Here is a 19,231-nt window from a genome sequence, read left to right as displayed (position 1 = left end):
AACCAGTTATTCATTGTGCGGAGGGATTATGCGAGACTATTTTTTGGAGTCAATGAAGCTCCAACGTATTGATTTATTTATGAAACTTGTTGCAGCAAGTGATTGCAGTGAAGATGAGAAACAGCTCGCGATTCAGTGGGTTTCAGAGCTGACTGATGAGCTGATGCGTAAGGTAAGAAGCCACGAATATTCACGATCTATACAAGTATCTGAATGATTTGAGGGGAGACTATGCGCATTGAAATTATGCTTGATAAAAATCAAAAACTAAGCCAGTCAGTGATTGAAGCTTTTCATGACGAGATACACAGGCGCGTAGTAGCGCTTTACCCCGAAGCAGTAGTGCAGGTACGGCAAGGAAGCCACACAAGAATAGAAATGCCTGGCTTTAAACTCGACGAGGACAGGCGGCGGCTAAATGATCTGCTCCAGAACGTCTGGAAAGATGACAGCTGGCTACACTGATAACCGTGCAGACGTCAAAAGCTTGATTTTGACGGCGGCAGGGTTGAACAACGAGCGAGCGAGGCATTAGGTTATGGGGGGACGAGAATCTGAATTTCAGGTTGTTTATCGTGGTGAAACCCTCCCATATTTCCGTCCAGGTGGATGGGTTATGTTTCAACAGTCGCGCGAGTGTGGCGGCGGTTTCTGGCTGGGGCAGACTTTCGAAAATGCGTTTATCTTTGGCCGGCCGTTTCCCCTGACTTACCGGGAGGCTCTTCTGCTTGCCATGGATTTCACCAAGCGAAAAGTTGAAGTGCCAGAGTCAGAGCCTGATGACCAGTTGCCCCTGTTTTGATGTTGCCCGGCACTGCATGACTATGCCGCATGAATTCGCATGATCCCGAAAGGATCGTTTATGCCCCGGCCCGCCAGTAATGGCGGGCTTTTGCTTATGTCATGCACCTGCATGAAAACCACTACATTAAGCGGGCAGGCGTGGCGGGGGTACGAGCGCGCGCCAAGGCATTCAGGTTCCAATATCAAAAGATGTTGTTGATGAACTAAACAATGGTGCAAGTGTCAATCAAGGTGTAAACTTGACTCAACTTAAATACTACTGGAGAAAGATATGTCTAACGTGAACGGGCGTATGGTAAACGCACCCGTATACTTCGCTCTAGCCCAAGTGAAGTTCACACCCATTAAGGCGATGGCAAAATATATTGATGAAATTCAAGACGTCTTGAGGCTTGAAGGATATCCTCTTTTTGAAAAAAGAGAAGATAATCAGATCAGATTTGATGTTACAGCACCCAATCAACAGCTTGAACCAAGCTTTGACACGATCACTCGCTGGTACATTACTAACGTTGATAAAACCGCTGGCTTTGTCTTAAGTAATGATTTTATTATTTTTCAAACTACTGATTATATAACTCATAAGCCTTTTTTTGCTGCGCTTATGCTTGGCCTCAAAACAGTGCTTGAAAATGCTAAGCCAGCACTTATAACAAGGGTTGGGATTCGATATCTGGATGCTGTGGTACCGTCCGAAGGAGAAAAGGTAGAAGACTACTTGGCTGAAGGGCTTCATGGTGTATCATCAAATTTAAAGGCTATTCAGTCAGGTAACGAGGCAGTGTTCCAAACAGATGTTCAGCCAATGATTAATGATGGCGTGCTGATTGCTAAATTGTATAAGATGAATGGAACCTTGGCTTTTCCGCCTGATGTAGTTCCTTATGGCGTAAATATGCTTCAAAAATTTCATCAGAACTCAGCTCGGTGGCACTGTGTGATTGATACTGATCATTATGTTGAGGGCAACATGCAACCTGATAGTGAGAAAATCAACCAACAGTTATTATCACTTCATGGAATATTGAAATCAGCTTTTGAAAGTATGGTTTCACCATTTGCTTTGGAGAAGTGGAAGTAACTGTTTAGGGGGGGGGTATGTACACATCAGTTATTGGTAGTGGCTTTGAACGTCCATTAACGACTTCAAAAGCTGGAGTAGGTACTTGTACTGTGATTGCTACTGCTTTTTTGCTGTCGGGAACAGGTTCGAGTTATTTTGTAGAAGACCTGCCACAATGGATGGAATATGTTAAGCCAAGAGTGCATCAAGAGTTTAATCTTGATGGTATCGATCTTCGTTACGGTGACACTGGTGCAAATGATGTTGAGGTAAGAACTATTGCTCAACATCTTGAAAATATACGTAATGTTATTAATCCATCAATGTCTGAGCTTGCAAGAGACTTAGGCGTTACGAGACAAGCTTTGTATAAATGGGTTTCGGGCGAATTTTTACCTGAAGACAAAAAAAATGAACAATACATCTTAACCCTAAGCAGAATTTCTGATGAGTTCGTCAAGGCTAATGTTACAGATGCGAAAAACCTGAGCAAAATCAAGGCTTTTAATGGCTTAACCATACTGGATATAGTAAAAAACGGTGGGGACTGGCTCGAAGCCGTTTCAACGTTAATTGATGAGTCTAAAGCCAGAAAGAGCGAGGCTGATCAAGTCATCGGAAGAGAAACTAAGGCTAAATCTACGGATAGCTGGAAGTCATATGTATCTATTCCTAGTGCAGATGTAAGAGATTAAGAGAGAGGAACATGCTTGGCTTTGGCACATCCTGGAGACAGGGGCACATTCTTAGAACAGATGACGCTATTTCGCTTGGCTTGATTGAGCCAGGGCAAGACAAACTTAAAGCAGTCGTGATTACTCACGACTGCGACTTGCAGAGTCCGTCTGATAAGTTTGTAGAAGTTATCATCGGAGAAGTTAAGAAGGCACAGCGTCAGTTTAAAAGGGCTAAGCATCCTCGAATATTACACTTGTGCTTTGATGAGACATCTGCCATTGAATTGAGGCATGACAAAAAAGTCGTCATACCAAAGGCAAGCTTTGACTGTGAAGATTTTGATGCAGAAATGCTGATCACTGACGATGAAAAGCAAGGGCTAAAGCAATGGCTGGCTGCTAAATATGGCCGACCTGCATTCCCTAATTCTTTCGAAGACCGCCTTAGAGCCTATGACGAAGGAAAGTTCGCATTCGAAGGCGAAGTCGCAAAAATCATTGAAAAGTATGCAGATGAGTTAGTAGGCATTTTTTTTGATTTAGGTGAAGCCAGATTCGAAGATCTGCCAGAAGGTTTACCATATGAGCTATCCATCAGCGTTGTATATGATGGCATCGAGGGTGGCACAGCAACACGTGAGGCTGCTGCTGCTGCTGCTCGTGAGCTCAAAAAGATTTTTGAACAATATTATGGCACAGCTGACACTGCTGAAATGATAGCTTTAGAGGATTGTCTTCCTGTTGCTGATACAAATTTTACGCTTTATTCTCTCCGTAAAATGGATCAGTGGCGTGTTGAATATATCAGCTTGTCAGCAGAACATTCGGGCGAGTATCTATCTTCGGGAACCTATTAGAGCGGGCATAGCCCGCTTTATTAATTTTGTATTGCGAGATCATACTTTTCGAATTTTATGACCTCTTCACCTAGCCAGCTATTTAGTTCCTCGAAGCGTTTTTGCAGCGGCATCAGTTCATTGCGTACGAACACGCGGCTGGCCTTCTCAACGTCACCGAACCCGCCAGTATTGTTCGGGATAATGCCCATCATCTGCGGCGGCACCCGATGCGCGGCCAGCATGTCATCGCGGCTCACGTTCTTGATATTCAGAAATTCATCTTTAGCCGCGACCTCTGACAGCGGGATGATCTGAATGCCGTCCTTTTTACCGCTCGGCGAGTACATGAACAGGTTGCGGAAGTTGCCAGGGCCTTTCGCACTTTTCATGGCTTTGCGCATGGCGTCAACATCTTCCTGATTCTGCGCAGGGTCAGTAACGTACATGATGTAACCCGCATGGCTGCCGTTGAGGTAATACTTGCGGCGGAACAGCGTCGCCGACTCGTTCAGCAGCGTAGACGGAATGGCCGAAAGATATTCCGGCAGGCCGTACACCTCCTGATTCAGATCCGGCTCCATCAGGTGGAACACGTTGCCCGGCGTGAACTGATAAGGTTGCATGCTGAGTCCGTACTGCACAAACCAGTAGGTGTCGAGATCGATACCGCGCCGCGTGAACTTTGCCAGCGCAGGCTCCAGTGCCAGCACGCCGCCGAGGCGATTTGTACGTTTTTCCAGATACGCATTACCAAACACCAGGTAGTCCTGCACAAACCGGCTGAATGCCTGCTGGCTCAGCAACGGATGCGGGATAAACGAGCTGGTCAGGATGTTACGCTTCACGTTGAGCGGCGAGCTGTGATGCACGGCTGCGCGGAACGTGCGCGCCAGTCCGTCAAAACTCACCGGCGGTTCATACCAGCGATCGTTAATGACGCACTCCACGTAGTCGAGCAGCTCGCGGCGGTCCAGTACCGGCACCGGGTCGCCGAAGGTAAAAGCCTCTGCCGCCGCGCCGCCGGTCATCTGCTGCTGCACGGACTGGGTGCGCGTGCGGTTCCTGCGTTTGCTCATCAGTAAATCTCCATAATGTTGCGGCTGTGGGCAGCTTCGCCCTGCAGCGGTTCGTTTGCCAGCGCGTGCATCGTCGCCCAGGCTAAATCGGCATGGCTTGCCTCTTCGCTGCGGCTGGCTTCGTAGGTCGGGCGGTTGCCGCTGGCCGTGGTGGCGCGGCGGATTGCCATGAATGACTGCGCGATGTCGAGGTGCCCGGCGTCGAACTCCAGACGGCCGCTGCTGATGATGTCGTACGCCTTCAGCACCAGGGCGTTTTTCACGTTCGGGTTGTAGACAAATTCTTTCACGGCCGGAAAAAACATCTTCACGTTTTCATAGACGCCGAGGCCGACGCCGGTGGAGTCGATCCCGATATAGGTGACGTTATACTGCTGGGTCAGCTTTTTGATGGACTCGGCCTGCGCGCGGAAGTCCATGCCGCGCCACTGGTGGCGCTCCAGAATGCGGAACTTGCCGCCCGGCACGGCGGGCGGCGCGATAACCACGCACCCGGCGCTGTCGCCGTTCTGCGTGCCCTTCGCCGGGTCATAACCGATCCAGACCTCGCGCCAGCCGAACGGGCGCAGCGCCAGCGCCTCGAAGTCGTTCCAGACTTCCCAGCTGTCTACCATGCACTTCTGCAGCAGCTGCAGCGGGAACACGGACGCCAGGTCGTCCACGAACTCGCACATCAGCAGGTTCTGGTATTCCGGCGGGCTGTACTCCAGGCGCAGCTGATCGAGGTCGAACAGGTTACAGCCGCCGCGCACGGCGTCCTCAACCGTGACAATCTGGCGGAACTGGCCGTCATCGCAGAAGCAGCCCGGCGACAGGTTGCCGTGGGTCAGGTCGATGTCCACGCGGTCCCCCTTAGCGCGCCCACGGTTGAAGAGCGCACCGGACCAGAACGGATAGGCGCTGTGCGTCAGGCTGGACGGGGTGGAAAAGTAGGTCTGCCGCCATTTCTTGTGCAGGGCCATGCCGGACGCCACCTTGCGCAGCTCCTGAAACTTCGGGATCCAGAAATATTCATCCAGGTAGAGATTGCCGTGATAGCTCTGCGCGGTGCGGGCGTTGGTGCCGAGGAAGTACAGGCACGCGCCGTTGCTGAGCGTCATCGGGTCGCCTTTCAGCTCTACATCCACCTCTTTGGCGAACTCCATGATGTACTGCTTAAAGACGTGCGCCTGCGCCTTACTGGCTGACAGGAAAATCTGGTTGCGGCCGGTGGTCAGGGCATCGATCAGTGCTTCGCGGGCAAAATAAAACGTCGCGCCGATCTGACGGGATTTAAGCACGTTTCGGATGCGGTGCTTGTTGCCCGCATCCCACCACTGGCGCTGATAGCCGAACATCGAGCCGTGGAAAATCTCCTGCAGCTTCTCGATCTGTTCGTCGCTGAATACGTTTTTTTCCGGTGGCTTGCGGGGGCCGCTGTTTCGGTTTGCCACCTTCGGGTTAAGGTCCGCCTCGTTCCCGCCGTTGCTAAACTTGCCGATGCGGGCGTGGCGCTCGGACTGGCGCGCCAGCAGGTCAATTTCCTTGTAGTCCTTCCCTTCTTTCGTCTCCTTCATGACCAGCTGACAGTAGCGCGCGGCGGTGGTGAGCTGCATCTGGTCAAGCGGGCCGTAGTCGTTCCACTTGTCGCGCTTCTTCCAGCTGTGAACGGTTGCGGGTTTCTCTCCCAGCATTTCAGCAATGCGGGCGATACGGTATCCCTGAAAGTACAGGAGCAAGGCCTGCCTGCGGGGATCGAGGTCTTCGGGGGCGAGTGTCGTTGTCATGGCCCCAAAATACGGCCCCGGCGGTCCCTTTTCCGCCGCTCCTCATTGTGTGGTTTTCCGCACAATGGCCCCGCGTTGTTTCGATCCCCTCCCGCCGCAAACATAGAGCCTCAAAGCGATTTTTCACAACGGAGCCTGGCTCATGACAGTAACTGCAAAGCGTTTTCGGATCGGGGTGGAAGGTGCCACCACGGACGGGCGCGAAATTTCCCGCGAGTGGCTCGTGCAGATGGCCGCCGCGTACAACCCGCAGGTCTACACCGCGCTGATTAATCTGGAGCACATCAAGTCTTACGCCCCGGACAGCACCTTTAACCGCTACGGCTCGGTGAGCGCGCTGGTTGCGGAGGAAATCCCCGACGGACCGCTGGCCGGGAAAATGGCGCTCTACGCCGACATCATGCCAACGGATTCGCTCGTCGAGCTGGTTAAAAAAGGCCAGAAGCTTTTCACCTCCATGGAGGTCAGCACTAAATTTGCCGACACCGGCAAAGCCTACCTGGTCGGCCTGGCTGCCACGGACGATCCGGCGAGCCTCGGCACCGAAATGCTGGCGTTCAGCGCGTCGGCAGAAAAGAACCCGCTGGCAAACCGCAAGCAGCACCCGGACAACCTCTTTACCGCCGCCACCGAAACCGTGATCGAGCTGGAAGACGTGCCGGAGGAAAAGCCCGCCCTGTTTACCCGCATCAAGGCGATGTTTGCCAAACAAAAGCAGACCGATGACGACCGTTTCAGCGACGTGCATCAGGCGGTCGAGCTGATTGCCAGCGAGCAGCAGAACTATGGCACCCGCACCGACAGAACGCTGGGCGAGCAGGCCGAGCGCCTGAGCCAGCTGGAAAGCAGCCTGCAGTCGCAACTGGATGATCTGTCGGCGCAGAAGGAAGCCTTTAACGAACTCAAAGAGCAGCTGGAGCGCGCAGACAGCCGCCCCGACTACCGCCAGCGCGCACCGGGCGGCGATGCGCCGGCCGCTCACCTGACCAACTGCTAAGGAGCAGTACACCCCATGAAAAAACAGACCCGTTTTGCCTTTAACGCCTACCTGAGCCAACTGGCGCGCATCTATTCCGTGGAAATTGCGGAGCTTTCCAGCAAGTTCAGCGTGGAGCCGTCTGTGGCGCAGACGCTGGAGGACACCATCCAGCAGAGCACCGCGTTTTTGACGCTGGTTAACGTTATCGCCGTATCTGAACAGTCCGGCCAGCTGCTGGGCCTCGGCGTCGGCAGCACCATCGCGGGCACCACCGATACCGGCTCTAAGGACCGCGAGCCGACCGATCCAACGGCGATGACCGACACCGAGTACAAGTGCGAGCAGACCAACTTCGACACGGCCATTACCTACGCGAAGCTGGACATGTGGGCGAAGTTTCAGGACTTCCAGACCCGCATCCGCGACGCCATCGTGAAGCGCCAGGCGCTGGACCGCATCATGATCGGCTTCAACGGCGTGAAGCGCGCCAAAACCTCTAACCGCGCAGAGAACCCGCTGCTGCAGGACGTCAACAAAGGCTGGCTGCAGAAGCTGCGCGAAGACGCCCCGGACAACGTGATGGGCAGCACGACTAAAGACGGCGAAACCACCGCCGGATCGGTGAAGGTCGGCAAAGGTGGCGACTATGCCAACCTGGACGCGCTGGTCATGGATGCGGTTAACGAGCTTATCGATCCCATCTTCCAGGACGATGACGAAATGGTGGTTATCTGCGGGCGCGAGCTGCTGTCTGACAAGTATTTTCCGCTGGTCAACAACGAGCAGGCCAATACCGAAAAGCTTGCCGCCGATCTCATCATCAGCCAGAAACGTATGGGCGGCCTGCAGGCGGTGCGCGCGCCGTACTTCCCGGCTAATGCCCTGCTGATCACCCGTCTGGATAACCTGTCGATTTACTGGCAGGAGGACACCCGCCGCCGCTCGGTTATCGACAATCCGAAGCGCGACCGCATCGAGAACTACGAGTCGGTTAACGAGGCGTACGTGGTGGAGGACTACCGCTGCGCCGCGCTGATCGAAAACATCACCATCGGCGACTTTAGCGCGCCAGCTGATGCCGGTGCCGGAGCGTAAACCATGAGCCTGAGTCCCGCACGGCAGCACCGCCTGCGCGTTCAGGCTGAGCAGGCCGCCCGCACGGGCGGCTCTGCCCGGCACGCGAACGGCTACGAGCTGATGCTGATGCAACTGGGTGAAGACCGCCGCCGCCTCAAGGGCATTCAGTCCAACGTCAAAAAAGCCGAAATCAAGGTGGAAGTGCTGCCGAAATATGCCGCCTGGGTAGACGGCGTGCTGGCCGCCGACGGCGCGCAACAGGATGACGTGCTGATGTACGTGATGCTGTGGCGCATTGACGCCGGGGATTATGCCGGGGCGCTGGCCGTTGGCCGCCATGCCCTTAAGCACGGCTGGTCTATGCCGCAGGGGTTTAACCGAAACGTGCAGACCCTGCTGGCCGAAGAGATGGCCGACGCCGCTAAAAATGCCCTGATGGCAGAAAGCGACTTTGATCCTGCCCTGCTGATGCAGACGCTGGAGGCAACCGACGGGCTGGATATGCCGGACCAGTCGCGTGCCCGCCTGCACAAGTCCATCGGCTACGTGCTCACCGGCAGCCAGCCCCAGATGGCCCTGAATCATCTTAAGCAGGCGCTGCAGCTCGACGAGCGCTGCGGCGTGAAAAAAGACATTGAGCAGCTGGAGCGGAAAATCCGCAACGTCAGCTGATAACCGGACGTGCCCACGCGCGGGGCGGCACGGGGTGGCGACAGGCTGAGCCTTATCAAAACCCCGTCCACCGCCCAACCTTTTCAGGAGTATCAAGGCTATGGAATTTGTAGCGCCGCAGAAGGCGACGGGAACGCCGGAAATTATCCCCAACAACTCGTTCTGGCCGGACGTCGATCTGGCGAAGTTCAGAGCCGCAATGCGCGTAGACGGCACCGTGACGCCGGAGCGCTTAAAGCAGGTGGTGCTCACCGCGATGGCGGAGGTCAATACCGAGCTTTATTCATGGCGCGAGCGGCAGGAGCTGCGCGGGTTTAACACCCTGGCCGACGTGCCGGCGGAAAAGCTGGCCGGTGAGAGCGTGCGCCTGCATCACTACGTTAATGCGGTGTGGTGCTGGACCCGTGCGGTGCTTAACGAGCGCTACCAGGACTTTGACGCGACCGCCGCTGCGGCGAAGCGCGGCGAGGAGCTGGCCGACACGACCGGCGACCTGTGGCGGGATGCGCGCTGGGCCATCAGCCGCGTGCAGAACCTGCCGCACAGCACCGTGGAGCTTATCTGATGAAAGTGCGTGCGCAGCAGTACGACACGGTAGATGCGCTCTGCTGGCGTCACTACGGGCGCACGCAGGGCATGACCGAGCAGGTTATACGGGCGAATCCGGGGCTGTCTGAGCATGGCCCCATCCTGCCGCACGGGCTGGAAGTGGAGCTGCCGGACGTGACGACGACGGCAACCGTGCAGGCCGTCCAGCTTTGGGACTGAACTATGTGGGAAAAAATCAGCACCTTTATCACCTGGTGCGTGGCGGTAGTGATGGCGTGGCTGGGTGGCATGGATCTGAAGGATGTTTCTACCGTGGCCGGTGTCTTCATCGGCCTGCTGATGGCGCTTATCAGCTGGTACTACAAGCACAAAACCTACCTGCTGCTGGCAAGCGGGCGCATCACGCGGGAGGACTATGAATCTGCAAACCGTTAAGCGCTGCGCCGTGGGCGTGGTGCTGGCGCTGGCCGCCACGCTGCCCGGCTTTCAGCAGCTGCACACCTCCGTGGAGGGGCTGAAGCTCATCGCGGACTATGAGGGCTGCCGCCTGCAGCCGTACCAGTGCAGCGCCGGCGTCTGGACCGACGGGATCGGCAACACGCGCGGCGTGGTGCCGGGGAAAACCATCACCGAGCGGCAGGCGGCGGGCAACTTCATCACCAACGTGTTACGCGTCGAGGCGGCACTGGCGCGCTGCGTGGCGGTATCAATGCCGCCGCAGGTTTATGACGCGCTGGTGTCGCTGGCGTTCAACGTCGGCACCGGCAACGCCTGCGGCTCGACCATGGTAGCGCTGCTGAAACAGGGGCGATGGCGTGATGCCTGCGGACAGCTGCCGCGCTGGGTGTACGTAAAAGGCGTATTTAATCAGGGGCTGGATAACCGCCGCCAGCGTGAAATGGCATGGTGTCTCAGGGGGGCGGGCGCATGAAGCGGGTGCTGCTGGCAGCAGCGCTTGCCATTCTTATACTGGCCGCGCTCGGCGTGCAGTCATGGCGGCTCAGCAATGCGCACCACACCATCAGCACGCAGCAGGCGGCGATTGCGGACCAGGGCAAAAAGCTGTCGCAGAAGAACGGCCAGCTGATCGCCCTGAACATTCTGACGCAGACGAACAGCCAGGCGCAGACGCAGCTTTATGCCGCCGCCGAGCAAAACGGCAGGCTGCTGCGCGACCGGCAACGCACCATTGAGGAGCTTAAACGTGAAAATGAAGACCTGCGCCGCTGGGCTGATTCCCCTCTGCCTGATCCTGTTGTCCGGCTGCGCCAGCGACCGGCCCTCGCCGGAGGTGAATCTTACCGTGAGTGGCTGTCCCAAAATCACCCGCTGCCAGCTGGACCCGGCCTCGCCGCGAAGTAACGGCGACCTGAACGCCCTGCTGGATGAAACCGAGGCCGCCTGGGCGGCGTGCGCGGACAAAGTCGATACCATTATCAGCTGTCAGGAAAAAGACGATGAACAAGCCGCAGTCCTTGCGAAGCGCCCTGAATAAAGCCGTGCCCTACGTGGCGGACAATCCCGACCGGCTGCACCTGTTCGTGGATAACGGCGCGCTGGTCGCCACATCCGCCGCGTCGATCTCATGGGAATACCGCTACACCCTGAACGTGGTGATTACCGACTTTACCGGCGACCAGAACCTGCTGATGGCCCCGGTAATGTTCTGGCTGCGGGAAAATCAGCCGGACGCCCTGCAGAACCCCGGCGAGCGGGAAAAGCTCTTCACCTTTGAGGCCGACATCCTCGGCAATGACCGCTGCGACATCAGCATGAACCTGAAGCTGACCGAGCGGGTGCTGGCGCGGGAGGTGGACGGAAAAATGACCATTGAGGCCGTGCCGGAGCCGGACGTGCCAGAGGAGTTCTGGACGGCCCGCCATGGCTGAACTGCATGAGGTAGACGCCTGGCTGGATGCGCTGCTGGCGCAGCTTGAACCGTCGGCCAGGGCAAGGATGCTGCGCGAGGTCGCGCGCGACGTGCGCCGCATTCAGCAGGCGAACATCACGGCGCAGCGCGCCCCGGACGGCACCGCATGGGAACCCCGCCGCATCACGGCCCGCACGAAGCCGGGCCGGATCCGGCGCAAGATGTTTGCGAAGCTCAAGACCACAAAGTACCTGAAGGCGCAGGCCAGCGCCGAACAGGCCGAAATAGCCTTTGCGCCTGCCGTGCAGAAGCTGGCCCGCGTGCATCACTACGGCCTTCGCGACCGGGTAAACCGGCGCGGCACGATGGTCAAATATGCGGAGCGCCCGCTGCTGGGCGTAAATGCCGAGGTTGAAAGCTCAGTGCGCGACACCCTGCTGCGCTGGCTTAGCTCCAATCAATAGCCTACAAAGTCTCAATATGGCGCCTGGCTTTTTCGTAATTTATTTCATCATAAATCGCTTTGCCAGCGCCATCTGCCGACGGATAAATATCTGCCGCACTAAAGCCAGCTTTGTATAATAATCTTGCCGCCTGGAAAACTTCACTAACCGGGAGTGTGTATTTAAAAAATATAGGGTGAATACTATCATTAGCCAGCTCATCTAAACTTTTGGGGCTAATTACCTCGCCTCTTTTTCCATTATTTGGATGGACAGTAAAAAGTCCATATTGGGCGGCTAAGTGCGGGCTAACTGATCCGGCAGAAACATGTAGTGTAATATGAGGATGGGATGCAAGTAGCTCCGTATTTAATGCCCAAACAGCTAATTTTGAATATTTGGTCCAGTTTTTGTAATTAGCCATGCAGGAACTGGCAGCAAAATAATAAGCGGTATAAGCTAAGCGCGTCCAGTCTAGCAGGCGCGTTGGCACGCCATGATGTTGAGCCATAGCCATAACGTCTAGTAATTCTGGATTAGGCCATAATGAAGGGTTAATAAAATATTTATCTTGATTGCTTATATCCAAATATTCATTGCGGAAATGCTGGCTATCACTTGGTACTTTAACTCCTATTCTATCGCAGTTTTTCACAAAAGAATTTATCATAATCAATTCATTTGCAACAAGTTCGTCCGCTTTAGGTTCAGATCCCGAAACTATATAGGGCGGAGTTTCCCTCAAAACTGAAGGAATTAACTTCCATTCTGAATCTGCTTGTCCACGATACACAATATTATCGACGCAATTGGGATCGATTTTTTGAGTTGGTGAGAGCGCATCCCATAGTTCGTTAGCGTTACTAAATTCGCGAAGTTCATATGTAGGGTATTGGCGAGCTTCCATTATTTCATCCTTTTTTGAAGTTACCTTGTATCAGCGGCCACACAATCCTACACGCTGCCGTTTCAAATTTTTAGATGCCAATCTCTAGTAATGAACGAAAAACTGACCGAAATCATGCGCCTTATCACTAACCTGATCCGCACCGGCACCGTGTCCGAGGTGGACCCGGTGAACAGGCTGTGCCGGGTGAAAACGGGCGACATCGAAACCAACTGGATTAACTGGCTCACCATGCGCGCCGGCAGCACCCGCACATGGTGGAAACCCACCGTCGGCGAGCAGGTTGTGCTGCTGAGCCTGGGCGGCAATCTCGAAACCGCGTTTGCGCTGCCCGCCATCTATTCCGACGCTTTTCCGCCGCCGGACTACTCAGAAAACGGCGCGACAACCGTGTTTCAGGACGGCGGCTGGTTTCAGTACGAGCCGGAAACCGGCCAGCTGCTGATAAAGAACATCAAAAGCGTGCGCATAGAGGCGGCCGACGGGATTCGGCTCATCACTGAGCAGTTTGGCGTGGACGCTGACCAGACCCGGATCAACAGCGAAACCGTGATGAACGGCGCGGTGACGCAGGGCGGCGGCGGCATGAGTTCAAACGGCGTCGTGGTGCATACCCATCAGCACGGCGGCGTGAAGTCCGGCAGCGATATGTCAGGAGGTCCGCAATGATGTATCTCGGCATGAACCGCAACACCGGCGAGGCGATCACCGACATCGATCACATCCGGCAGAGCATACGGGACATTCTGATGACGCCGGAAGGCAGCCGCCTGCAGCGCCGCGAATACGGCTCGCTGCTGTCGGTGCTGATTGATCAGCCACAAAATGACGTGATCCGCCTGCAGGTGATGGCGGCAGTGTATACCGCGCTCAGCCGCTGGGAGCCGCGCATCAGGCTGAACACCGTCAACATTACCAGCGCCTTCGATGGCTCAATGGTGGTTGAACTGACCGGCCAGCGGGATGACGGCTCGCCGGTTGCCATGTCTGTTTCAACGGGGGTGAACAGTGGCAGTAATTGACCTTTCCCAGCTGCCCGCGCCTGAAGTGATTGAGGTGCCGGACTTTGAAACCCTGCTGACCGAGCGCAAAGAGGCGCTGATCGCGCTCTACCCGAAAGAGGAGCAGGCGGCGGTGCGCCGCGTGCTGGCGCTGGAGTCCGATCCGATGGTGAAGACGCTGCAGGAAAACACCTACAGGGAAATCCTGCTGCGCCAGCGTATCAACGAGGCGGCGCAGGCGGTCATGGTGGCCTACGCGCTCGGCAGCGATCTGGACCAGCTGGCCGCAAACCATAACGTGCAGCGCCTGACCGTGACCCCGGCTGACCCTGACGCAGTGCCGCCTGTCGATGCCGTGATGGAAACCGACGATGCCCTGCGCGTGCGCGTGCCGGAGGCGTTTGTGGGGCTGAGCGTGGCCGGGCCGACGGCGGCCTATGAGTTTCACGCAAAGAGCGCGGACGGCCGCGTCCAGGACGTGTCGGCAACCAGCCCGTCACCGGCCAGCGTGCTGATCACCGTTCTGAGCCGCGAAGGGAACGGCGAAGCGGCGGCGGATTTGCTGGCTACAGTGAACACCGCGCTAAACGCGGAAACGGTGCGGCCCGTAGCGGACCGCGTCACCGTGCAGGGCGCGACCATTCATGACTACAGCGTGAAGGCAAAGCTGCACCTGTTTGATGGCGTGGCGGCCGGCCCCTGCCTGGAGGCGGCAAACGCGCAGCTGGCCGCTTACCTCACCGAGCAGAAAAAGCTGGGCCGCAGCGTGCGCCGCGAGTCCTACGGGGCGGTGCTGCGCGTGCCCGGCGTGGACTGGGTGGAAATGATCGAACCGGCTGCGGACATCATCCTGGACCGTACGGCAGCGGGTAACTGCACCGGCACGGACATTTCGGTGGCGGCTGACGAGGTACTGATATGAGCAACAGCAGCCTGATGCCGTCCGGCTCGTCCGCGCTGGAGCGCCGCCTGGCGGAAGCCTGCAGCGGCATTACCGGCCTGAACGTACCCCTGCGCGACCTGTGGAACCCGGCAACCTGCCCGGTCAGCTTTCTGCCGTATCTCGCCTGGGCGTTTTCGGTGGACCGATGGGACGAAGGCTGGGCGGAAAGCGTCAAGCGGCAGGTGGTGCTCGATGCGTTTTATATCCATCAGCATAAGGGCACCATCAGCGCTATCCGGCGCGTGGTGGAGCCGTTCGGGTTCCTGATCCGCGTTATTGAGTGGTGGAAAACTGGTGAAACGCCCGGCACGTTTCGCCTGGACATCGGCGTGCAGGACCAGGGCATTACGGAAGAAACCTATCACGAGCTGGAGCGGCTCATAAGTGACGCCAAACCCTGCAGCCGTCACCTGCTGGGCATGTCCATCAACCTGCAGGTGAGCGGCGAAACGCGCATAGCCGCCGCGAGCTACGACGGTGACGATCTTTCTGTTTACCCGTACACCCCGGAAATTCTTTCCGTCAGCGGCCCGGCGTATGCGGGCGCGGCGGTTCACGTTATCGACCAGATGGAAGTCGGACAATGACACAAAAATTTTACGCAATCGTGACCAACCTGGGCGCGGCGAAAATTGCCAACGCCGCCGCGCTCGGCACAAAACTGAATATCACGCAGATGGCCGTAGGCGACGGCGGCGGCACGCTGCCCACGCCGAACGCCAGCCAGACAAAGCTGGTAAACGAGATGCGCCGGGCGGCCCTTAATACGTTGAGTATCGATGCCACCAACGCCAGCCAGGTGATTGCCGAGCAGGTTATTCCCGAAACGGAGGGCGGATTCTGGATCCGGGAAATGGGGCTGTTTGATGCGGAGGGGACGCTGATTGCGGTCTGTAACACGCCGGAAACCTACAAGCCCGCCCTGCAGGAAGGCAGCGGCCGCACGCAGACCGTGCGCATGCTCATCATCGTGAACAGTACGGACGCTATCACCCTGAAGATTGATCCAGCCGTGGTGCTGGCAACGCGGCAGTATGTTGACAGCAAGGTGAGCCAGGCCGTGATCGAGGTCAGGCAGTACGCGGACGATTTGATGGCAAAGCATATTGCAGCGGCGGACCCGCACAAGCAGTATGCGCCCAAAGACAGCCCGCTGCTTACCGGCACGCCCAAAGCCCCGACGCCAGCGACGGGCAACAATTCAACGCTGCTTGCCACGACCGCCTTTGTGCAGGCGGCCATTGCGCAGCTGGTCGCGTCCTCCCCGGAGGCGCTGGACACGTTGAACGAGCTGGCCGCCGCGCTGGGCAACGACCCGAACTTTGCTACCACAATGACGAATCAGCTTGCTGCGCGCGCATTGCTGACGGGCAACGTCAACCAGCAGTTCTTCGTCAAAGACGCCACACTTGACGGACATGCTGTAAACCGTGGGCAGATGAATGTAGCACTGGCGCTAAAAGCACTGCTTAACGGCGACCCGGCACAGGCATTCCAGATGGCGAACAGCGGCACCGGATCTTATGGAGTTAACAATGACCGTCTGAATTTTGTATTGCAGAGTTATGCCGCACTGGCCGGAAACCAGTATACGCCTTTCAGTGTGGGCGGTGCGACACAGGCAGCGCATGCCGTGCGGCTTGACCAGTTTCAGTCCGGTAATAACGGGAATGGAGCATGGACCAAATTTCCCAATGGGCCAATGTGGGCGAGGTCAAATGTCAACTTAAATGCAAATGGCAGCACAACCTGGACTTTCCCTGTGACATTTCCGGGTAACCCTGGTGTTTATATTACTAACTTTAACTCAGGTAACAGGGTGTGGCTAAACGGCATAGGGCCTAGCTCGGTTGGTATATATAACGATGGCCCGGCAATGAACATTAATGTTTTTGCGGTATGGTGATTGAAATGGCTGAAGAAAACAAAGCTACTGAACAAAGTGAAGAAACGCAGCTTCATGAATTTAAAACCCGTTTCTTTTTGAAGATGGACGAAGAGCACTACGTTGTTGCCATGATGGTTGCTGTGAATCAGGCTGAAGTTGAAGCGTACGAAAGCCAGAATTTAACTGAGGTGTCAGCAGAAACCTACCAGCAGGTGGGGCCAGATTCCAGGCTGATTGACGGCGAAGTTAAGCAGGGAGAGCCGCGCGTGCCGATGCTAGATAATGAAGCAAAGCAAGCCATCATGACGGCCAAGCTACGGGATGCAACGGTGAAAATTGACACGCTGCAGGACGCGGTTGATCTGGAAATGGCGACAGATGATGAGAAGGTGCAGCTGACGGCGTGGAGAAAATACCGCGTCCTGCTGAGCCGCGCGGATGCGAAAGCGCAGTCGCCGGAAGAGTGGCCGCAGCCCCCGGTCTGACAGGATGAGCGCCCGCCGGGGCGCTTTTTTTCGCTGTTCCTTGTGTGATTTTCCACACAATGCCCGCAGGGTGCGCCCGCGCCCGCCACCTTTCACCATAGCGGAACCCCTTTACAGGAGAACCGCCACATGGCTCAGGATTATCACCACGGCGTGCGCGTTGAGGAAATCAACGAGGGCACCCGAACTATCACCACCGTCAGCACGGCAATTGTCGGTCTGGTCTGCACCGGCGACGACGCCGACGCGGCAACCTTTCCGCTCAACCGCCCGGTGCTGCTGACCGACGTGCTTACCGCCAGCGGCAAGGCTGGCGAGTCCGGCACGCTGGCCCGCTCGCTGGACGCCATAGCCGACCAGGCAAAACCCGTCACCGTCGTTGTGCGCGTACCGCAGGGCGAAACCGAGGCGGAAACCACCGCTAACATCATCGGCGGCGTGACCGATGGCCAGCGCACCGGCATGAAGGCGCTGCTGGCCGCGCAGGCCGTCTGTGGCGTCAAGCCGCGCATTCTCGGCGTGCCGGGACATGACACGCAGGCCGTTGCGACCGAGCTGCTGAGCGTGGCGCAGAGCCTGCGCGGCTTTGCCTACCTGTCGGCCTACGGCTGCAAAAGCGTAGAGGAAGCCATCGCCTACCGCGCCAACTTCAGCCAGCGCGAAGGGATGCTTATCTGGCCTGACTTCATCAACTTTGACACCGTGCTGAAAGCGGACGCGACGGCCTACGCCACCGCCCGCGCGCTCGGTCTGCGCGCCAAAATCGACGAGCAGACCGGCTGGCACAAGTCCCTCTCAAACGTCGGGGTGAACGGCGTCACCGGCATTTCCAAAGACGTGTTCTGGGACCTGCAGGATCCGGCGACGGACGCGGGCCTGCTGAACCAGAACGACGTCACCACGCTGATCCGCAAGGACGGTTTCCGCTTCTGGGGTTCCCGCTGCCTGAGCGACGACGCGCTTTTTCAGTTTGAGTGTTACACCCGCACCGCGCAGGTGCTGATGGACACCATGGCAGAGGCACAGATGTGGGCCGTTGACGGTCCGCTGAACCCGTCGCTGGCCCGCGACATCATCGAGAGCATCCGCGCGAAGCTGCGCAGCCTGGTGAATCAGGGCTACCTCATCGGGGCAGATTGCTGGCTGGATGAAAGCGTGAACGACAAGGACACGCTGAAGGCGGGCAAGCTGACCATCGACTACGACTACACGCCGGTGCCACCGCTTGAAAACCTGCTGCTGCGCCAGCGCATCACCGACCAGTACCTGGTCGATTTCAGCAGCCGCGTGAGCGCATAAGGAGACTGAAACATGGCATTACCCCGCAAGCTCAAGCACCTGAACGTGTTTAACGCAGGCAACAACTGGCAGGGGCTGGTTGAGTCCATCACCCTGCCAAAAGTCACCCGCAAGTTTGAGAAGTACCGCGGCGGCGGCATGGCCGGTGCGGTAGACATTGACATGGGCCTGGACGACGGCGCGCTGGATACGGAGTTCACTGTAGGCGGCACCGAGGCGCTGCTGTTCAAGCAGCTGGGCACCGCCACCGTGGACGGCGTGCAGCTGCGCTTTACCGGCTCTATCCAGCGCGACGACACCGGCGAAGTGCAGGCGGTCGAACTGGTCACGCGCGGCCGCTACAAAGAGCTGGATTCCGGCGAGTGGAAGACCGGCGATTCAAGCACCACCAAGGTGTCCGCGACCAACAGCTACGCCAAGCTGACCATTAACAACGAAGTGGTTTACGAGATTGACCTCGTGAACATGATCCACATCGTGGACGGCACCGACCTCATGGAAGCGCACCGTAACGCGCTCGGCCTCTGATAAACCCGGCAGGGGCAGCCCTGCCGCTCTGAAACGTATAAACGGAAAATAACCATGACCGACAAAACTACCGAAAAAGCTGTTGAGCTGGACACCCCCATTCTGCGCGGCAAAACCGAAGTTACCAGCGTGACCGTGCGCAAACCGCAGGCCGGGGCGCTGCGCGGCATCCGCCTGCAGGCGCTGATGGACATGGACGTGAACGCGATGATGGCCGTGCTGCCGCGCGTCACGAACCCGGCGCTGACCGTGCAGGAAATTAACGAAATGGACCCCGCCGATCTGCTGTCCCTGTCGGTCGAGGTGATCACTTTTTTGTTGCCGAAGTCGGCGCTGTCAGCTTTCCCGACAGCCTGACGGTAGAA

The 19,231-nt window shown here is 57.0% G+C and carries 29 protein-coding genes and 1 pseudogene; 27 read left to right on the top strand and 3 right to left on the bottom strand.

From position 1 onward, the window contains the following. Nucleotides 1-28: 28 nt before the first annotated feature. From MHZ97_RS18980 to MHZ97_RS18955, 7 genes and pseudogenes are all read left to right on the top strand, one after another. Entirely contained in the window at nucleotides 29-217 is a 189-nt protein-coding gene (locus MHZ97_RS18980) for a hypothetical protein (protein WP_033755241.1), read from the top strand. Between the two features lie 14 nt (nucleotides 218-231). After that, nucleotides 232-465 (top strand): DinI-like family protein, encoded by a 234-nt coding sequence (locus tag MHZ97_RS18975; RefSeq protein WP_239315403.1) that lies wholly within the window; start codon nucleotides 232-234, stop codon nucleotides 463-465. A gap of 151 nt (nucleotides 466-616) precedes the next feature. Then, complete coding sequence (locus MHZ97_RS18970; protein WP_239315404.1) at nucleotides 617-802, top strand: hypothetical protein; 186 nt, start codon at nucleotides 617-619, stop codon at nucleotides 800-802. Between the two features lie 29 nt (nucleotides 803-831). After that, nucleotides 832-1,011, top strand: a pseudogene (locus tag MHZ97_RS22370) (hypothetical protein). Nucleotides 1,012-1,075: 64 nt separating this feature from the next. Further along, on the top strand, nucleotides 1,076-1,885 hold the full coding sequence (locus tag MHZ97_RS18965) for a TIGR04255 family protein (protein ID WP_239315405.1): 810 nt from the start codon (nucleotides 1,076-1,078) through the stop codon (nucleotides 1,883-1,885). A gap of 17 nt (nucleotides 1,886-1,902) precedes the next feature. Continuing rightward, a complete protein-coding gene (locus MHZ97_RS18960; RefSeq protein ID WP_239315406.1) occupies nucleotides 1,903-2,562 on the top strand; it encodes an XRE family transcriptional regulator in 660 nt (219 codons plus the stop codon). An 11-nt stretch (nucleotides 2,563-2,573) separates the two neighbouring features. Continuing rightward, entirely contained in the window at nucleotides 2,574-3,401 is an 828-nt protein-coding gene (locus tag MHZ97_RS18955) for a hypothetical protein (RefSeq protein WP_239315407.1), read from the top strand. A gap of 20 nt (nucleotides 3,402-3,421) precedes the next feature. Here the strand turns inward: MHZ97_RS18955 and MHZ97_RS18950 are convergent, their stop codons facing one another. Together MHZ97_RS18950 and MHZ97_RS18945 are read right to left on the bottom strand one after the other, a co-directional pair. Next, on the bottom strand, nucleotides 3,422-4,459 hold the full coding sequence (locus MHZ97_RS18950; protein WP_239315408.1) for a phage portal protein: 1,038 nt from the start codon (nucleotides 4,457-4,459) through the stop codon (nucleotides 3,422-3,424). Continuing rightward, nucleotides 4,459-6,225 (bottom strand): terminase ATPase subunit family protein, encoded by a 1,767-nt coding sequence (locus MHZ97_RS18945; protein ID WP_239315409.1) that lies wholly within the window; start codon nucleotides 6,223-6,225, stop codon nucleotides 4,459-4,461. The genes MHZ97_RS18950 and MHZ97_RS18945 overlap by 1 nt, the downstream gene beginning before the upstream one ends. Before the next feature lie 142 nt (nucleotides 6,226-6,367). Here MHZ97_RS18945 and MHZ97_RS18940 point away from each other — a divergent pair, with 142 nt between their 5' ends. The 11 genes from MHZ97_RS18940 (at nucleotide 6,368) to MHZ97_RS18890 (ending at nucleotide 11,836) form a co-directional block, all read left to right on the top strand. Next, on the top strand, nucleotides 6,368-7,222 hold the full coding sequence (locus MHZ97_RS18940; RefSeq protein WP_239315410.1) for a GPO family capsid scaffolding protein: 855 nt from the start codon (nucleotides 6,368-6,370) through the stop codon (nucleotides 7,220-7,222). A gap of 15 nt (nucleotides 7,223-7,237) precedes the next feature. After that, on the top strand, nucleotides 7,238-8,299 hold the full coding sequence (locus MHZ97_RS18935; protein WP_239315411.1) for a phage major capsid protein, P2 family: 1,062 nt from the start codon (nucleotides 7,238-7,240) through the stop codon (nucleotides 8,297-8,299). Between the two features lie 3 nt (nucleotides 8,300-8,302). Then, on the top strand, nucleotides 8,303-8,953 hold the full coding sequence (locus tag MHZ97_RS18930) for a terminase endonuclease subunit (RefSeq protein WP_239315412.1): 651 nt from the start codon (nucleotides 8,303-8,305) through the stop codon (nucleotides 8,951-8,953). A 100-nt stretch (nucleotides 8,954-9,053) separates the two neighbouring features. Then, on the top strand, nucleotides 9,054-9,518 hold the full coding sequence (locus MHZ97_RS18925; RefSeq protein ID WP_239315413.1) for a head completion/stabilization protein: 465 nt from the start codon (nucleotides 9,054-9,056) through the stop codon (nucleotides 9,516-9,518). Next, a complete protein-coding gene (locus MHZ97_RS18920) occupies nucleotides 9,518-9,721 on the top strand; it encodes a tail protein X (RefSeq protein ID WP_239315414.1) in 204 nt (67 codons plus the stop codon). The genes MHZ97_RS18925 and MHZ97_RS18920 overlap by 1 nt, the downstream gene beginning before the upstream one ends. Nucleotides 9,722-9,724: 3 nt before the next feature. Then, the gene (locus MHZ97_RS18915; RefSeq protein ID WP_103794609.1) at nucleotides 9,725-9,937 is read left to right on the top strand and encodes a hypothetical protein; all 213 of its coding nucleotides are present in this window, start codon (nucleotides 9,725-9,727) and stop codon (nucleotides 9,935-9,937) included. After that, nucleotides 9,918-10,433, top strand: a complete 516-nt coding sequence (locus tag MHZ97_RS18910) for a lysozyme (protein ID WP_239315415.1) — start codon at nucleotides 9,918-9,920, stop codon at nucleotides 10,431-10,433. Before MHZ97_RS18915 ends, MHZ97_RS18910 begins: the two co-directional genes overlap by 20 nt. Next, the gene (gene lysB / locus MHZ97_RS18905) at nucleotides 10,430-10,864 is read left to right on the top strand and encodes an Rz-like lysis system protein LysB (RefSeq protein ID WP_239315416.1); all 435 of its coding nucleotides are present in this window, start codon (nucleotides 10,430-10,432) and stop codon (nucleotides 10,862-10,864) included. The genes MHZ97_RS18910 and lysB overlap by 4 nt, the downstream gene beginning before the upstream one ends. Beyond that, nucleotides 10,758-10,997, top strand: a complete 240-nt coding sequence (gene lysC, locus MHZ97_RS18900; protein ID WP_239315417.1) for an Rz1-like lysis system protein LysC — start codon at nucleotides 10,758-10,760, stop codon at nucleotides 10,995-10,997. Before lysB ends, lysC begins: the two co-directional genes overlap by 107 nt. After that, on the top strand, nucleotides 10,960-11,391 hold the full coding sequence (locus MHZ97_RS18895; protein ID WP_239315418.1) for a phage tail protein: 432 nt from the start codon (nucleotides 10,960-10,962) through the stop codon (nucleotides 11,389-11,391). The genes lysC and MHZ97_RS18895 overlap by 38 nt, the downstream gene beginning before the upstream one ends. Next, the gene (locus MHZ97_RS18890) at nucleotides 11,384-11,836 is read left to right on the top strand and encodes a phage virion morphogenesis protein (protein ID WP_239315419.1); all 453 of its coding nucleotides are present in this window, start codon (nucleotides 11,384-11,386) and stop codon (nucleotides 11,834-11,836) included. The genes MHZ97_RS18895 and MHZ97_RS18890 overlap by 8 nt, the downstream gene beginning before the upstream one ends. Before the next feature lies 1 nt (nucleotide 11,837). Here MHZ97_RS18890 and MHZ97_RS18885 read toward each other — a convergent pair whose 3' ends face one another. Then, nucleotides 11,838-12,722 carry an FRG domain-containing protein gene (locus MHZ97_RS18885; protein WP_239315420.1) on the bottom strand — a complete coding sequence of 295 codons (885 nt, stop codon included), beginning with the start codon at nucleotides 12,720-12,722 and terminating at the stop codon, nucleotides 11,838-11,840. A 90-nt stretch (nucleotides 12,723-12,812) separates the two neighbouring features. Between MHZ97_RS18885 and MHZ97_RS18880 the strand changes: the two genes are divergently transcribed. The 9 genes from MHZ97_RS18880 (at nucleotide 12,813) to MHZ97_RS18840 (ending at nucleotide 19,223) form a co-directional block, all read left to right on the top strand. Continuing rightward, nucleotides 12,813-13,391, top strand: coding sequence for a phage baseplate assembly protein V (locus tag MHZ97_RS18880; protein WP_239315421.1), 579 nt, complete (start codon nucleotides 12,813-12,815; stop codon nucleotides 13,389-13,391). After that, complete coding sequence (locus MHZ97_RS18875; RefSeq protein ID WP_239315422.1) at nucleotides 13,388-13,744, top strand: GPW/gp25 family protein; 357 nt, start codon at nucleotides 13,388-13,390, stop codon at nucleotides 13,742-13,744. The genes MHZ97_RS18880 and MHZ97_RS18875 overlap by 4 nt, the downstream gene beginning before the upstream one ends. After that, nucleotides 13,731-14,645 (top strand): baseplate J/gp47 family protein, encoded by a 915-nt coding sequence (locus MHZ97_RS18870; protein ID WP_239315423.1) that lies wholly within the window; start codon nucleotides 13,731-13,733, stop codon nucleotides 14,643-14,645. The genes MHZ97_RS18875 and MHZ97_RS18870 overlap by 14 nt, the downstream gene beginning before the upstream one ends. Next, nucleotides 14,642-15,253 (top strand): phage tail protein I, encoded by a 612-nt coding sequence (locus MHZ97_RS18865; RefSeq protein ID WP_239315424.1) that lies wholly within the window; start codon nucleotides 14,642-14,644, stop codon nucleotides 15,251-15,253. The genes MHZ97_RS18870 and MHZ97_RS18865 overlap by 4 nt, the downstream gene beginning before the upstream one ends. Further along, nucleotides 15,250-16,572 (top strand): phage tail protein, encoded by a 1,323-nt coding sequence (locus MHZ97_RS18860; protein ID WP_239315425.1) that lies wholly within the window; start codon nucleotides 15,250-15,252, stop codon nucleotides 16,570-16,572. The genes MHZ97_RS18865 and MHZ97_RS18860 overlap by 4 nt, the downstream gene beginning before the upstream one ends. A gap of 5 nt (nucleotides 16,573-16,577) precedes the next feature. Then, a complete protein-coding gene (locus MHZ97_RS18855) occupies nucleotides 16,578-17,039 on the top strand; it encodes a tail fiber assembly protein (protein WP_239315426.1) in 462 nt (153 codons plus the stop codon). A 129-nt stretch (nucleotides 17,040-17,168) separates the two neighbouring features. Next, nucleotides 17,169-18,338 (top strand): phage tail sheath protein, encoded by a 1,170-nt coding sequence (locus tag MHZ97_RS18850; RefSeq protein ID WP_103794620.1) that lies wholly within the window; start codon nucleotides 17,169-17,171, stop codon nucleotides 18,336-18,338. Between the two features lie 12 nt (nucleotides 18,339-18,350). After that, a complete protein-coding gene (locus tag MHZ97_RS18845; RefSeq protein WP_033752530.1) occupies nucleotides 18,351-18,866 on the top strand; it encodes a phage major tail tube protein in 516 nt (171 codons plus the stop codon). A 54-nt stretch (nucleotides 18,867-18,920) separates the two neighbouring features. Further along, the gene (locus tag MHZ97_RS18840) at nucleotides 18,921-19,223 is read left to right on the top strand and encodes a phage tail assembly protein (protein ID WP_033752527.1); all 303 of its coding nucleotides are present in this window, start codon (nucleotides 18,921-18,923) and stop codon (nucleotides 19,221-19,223) included. Nucleotides 19,224-19,231: the final 8 nt, after the last annotated feature.

The sequence above is a fragment of the Pantoea sp. ACRSC genome, from assembly GCF_022346785.1.
Lineage (GTDB): Bacteria > Pseudomonadota > Gammaproteobacteria > Enterobacterales > Enterobacteriaceae > Pantoea > Pantoea alvi.
This window is presented reverse-complemented; position numbering and strand designations above follow the sequence as displayed.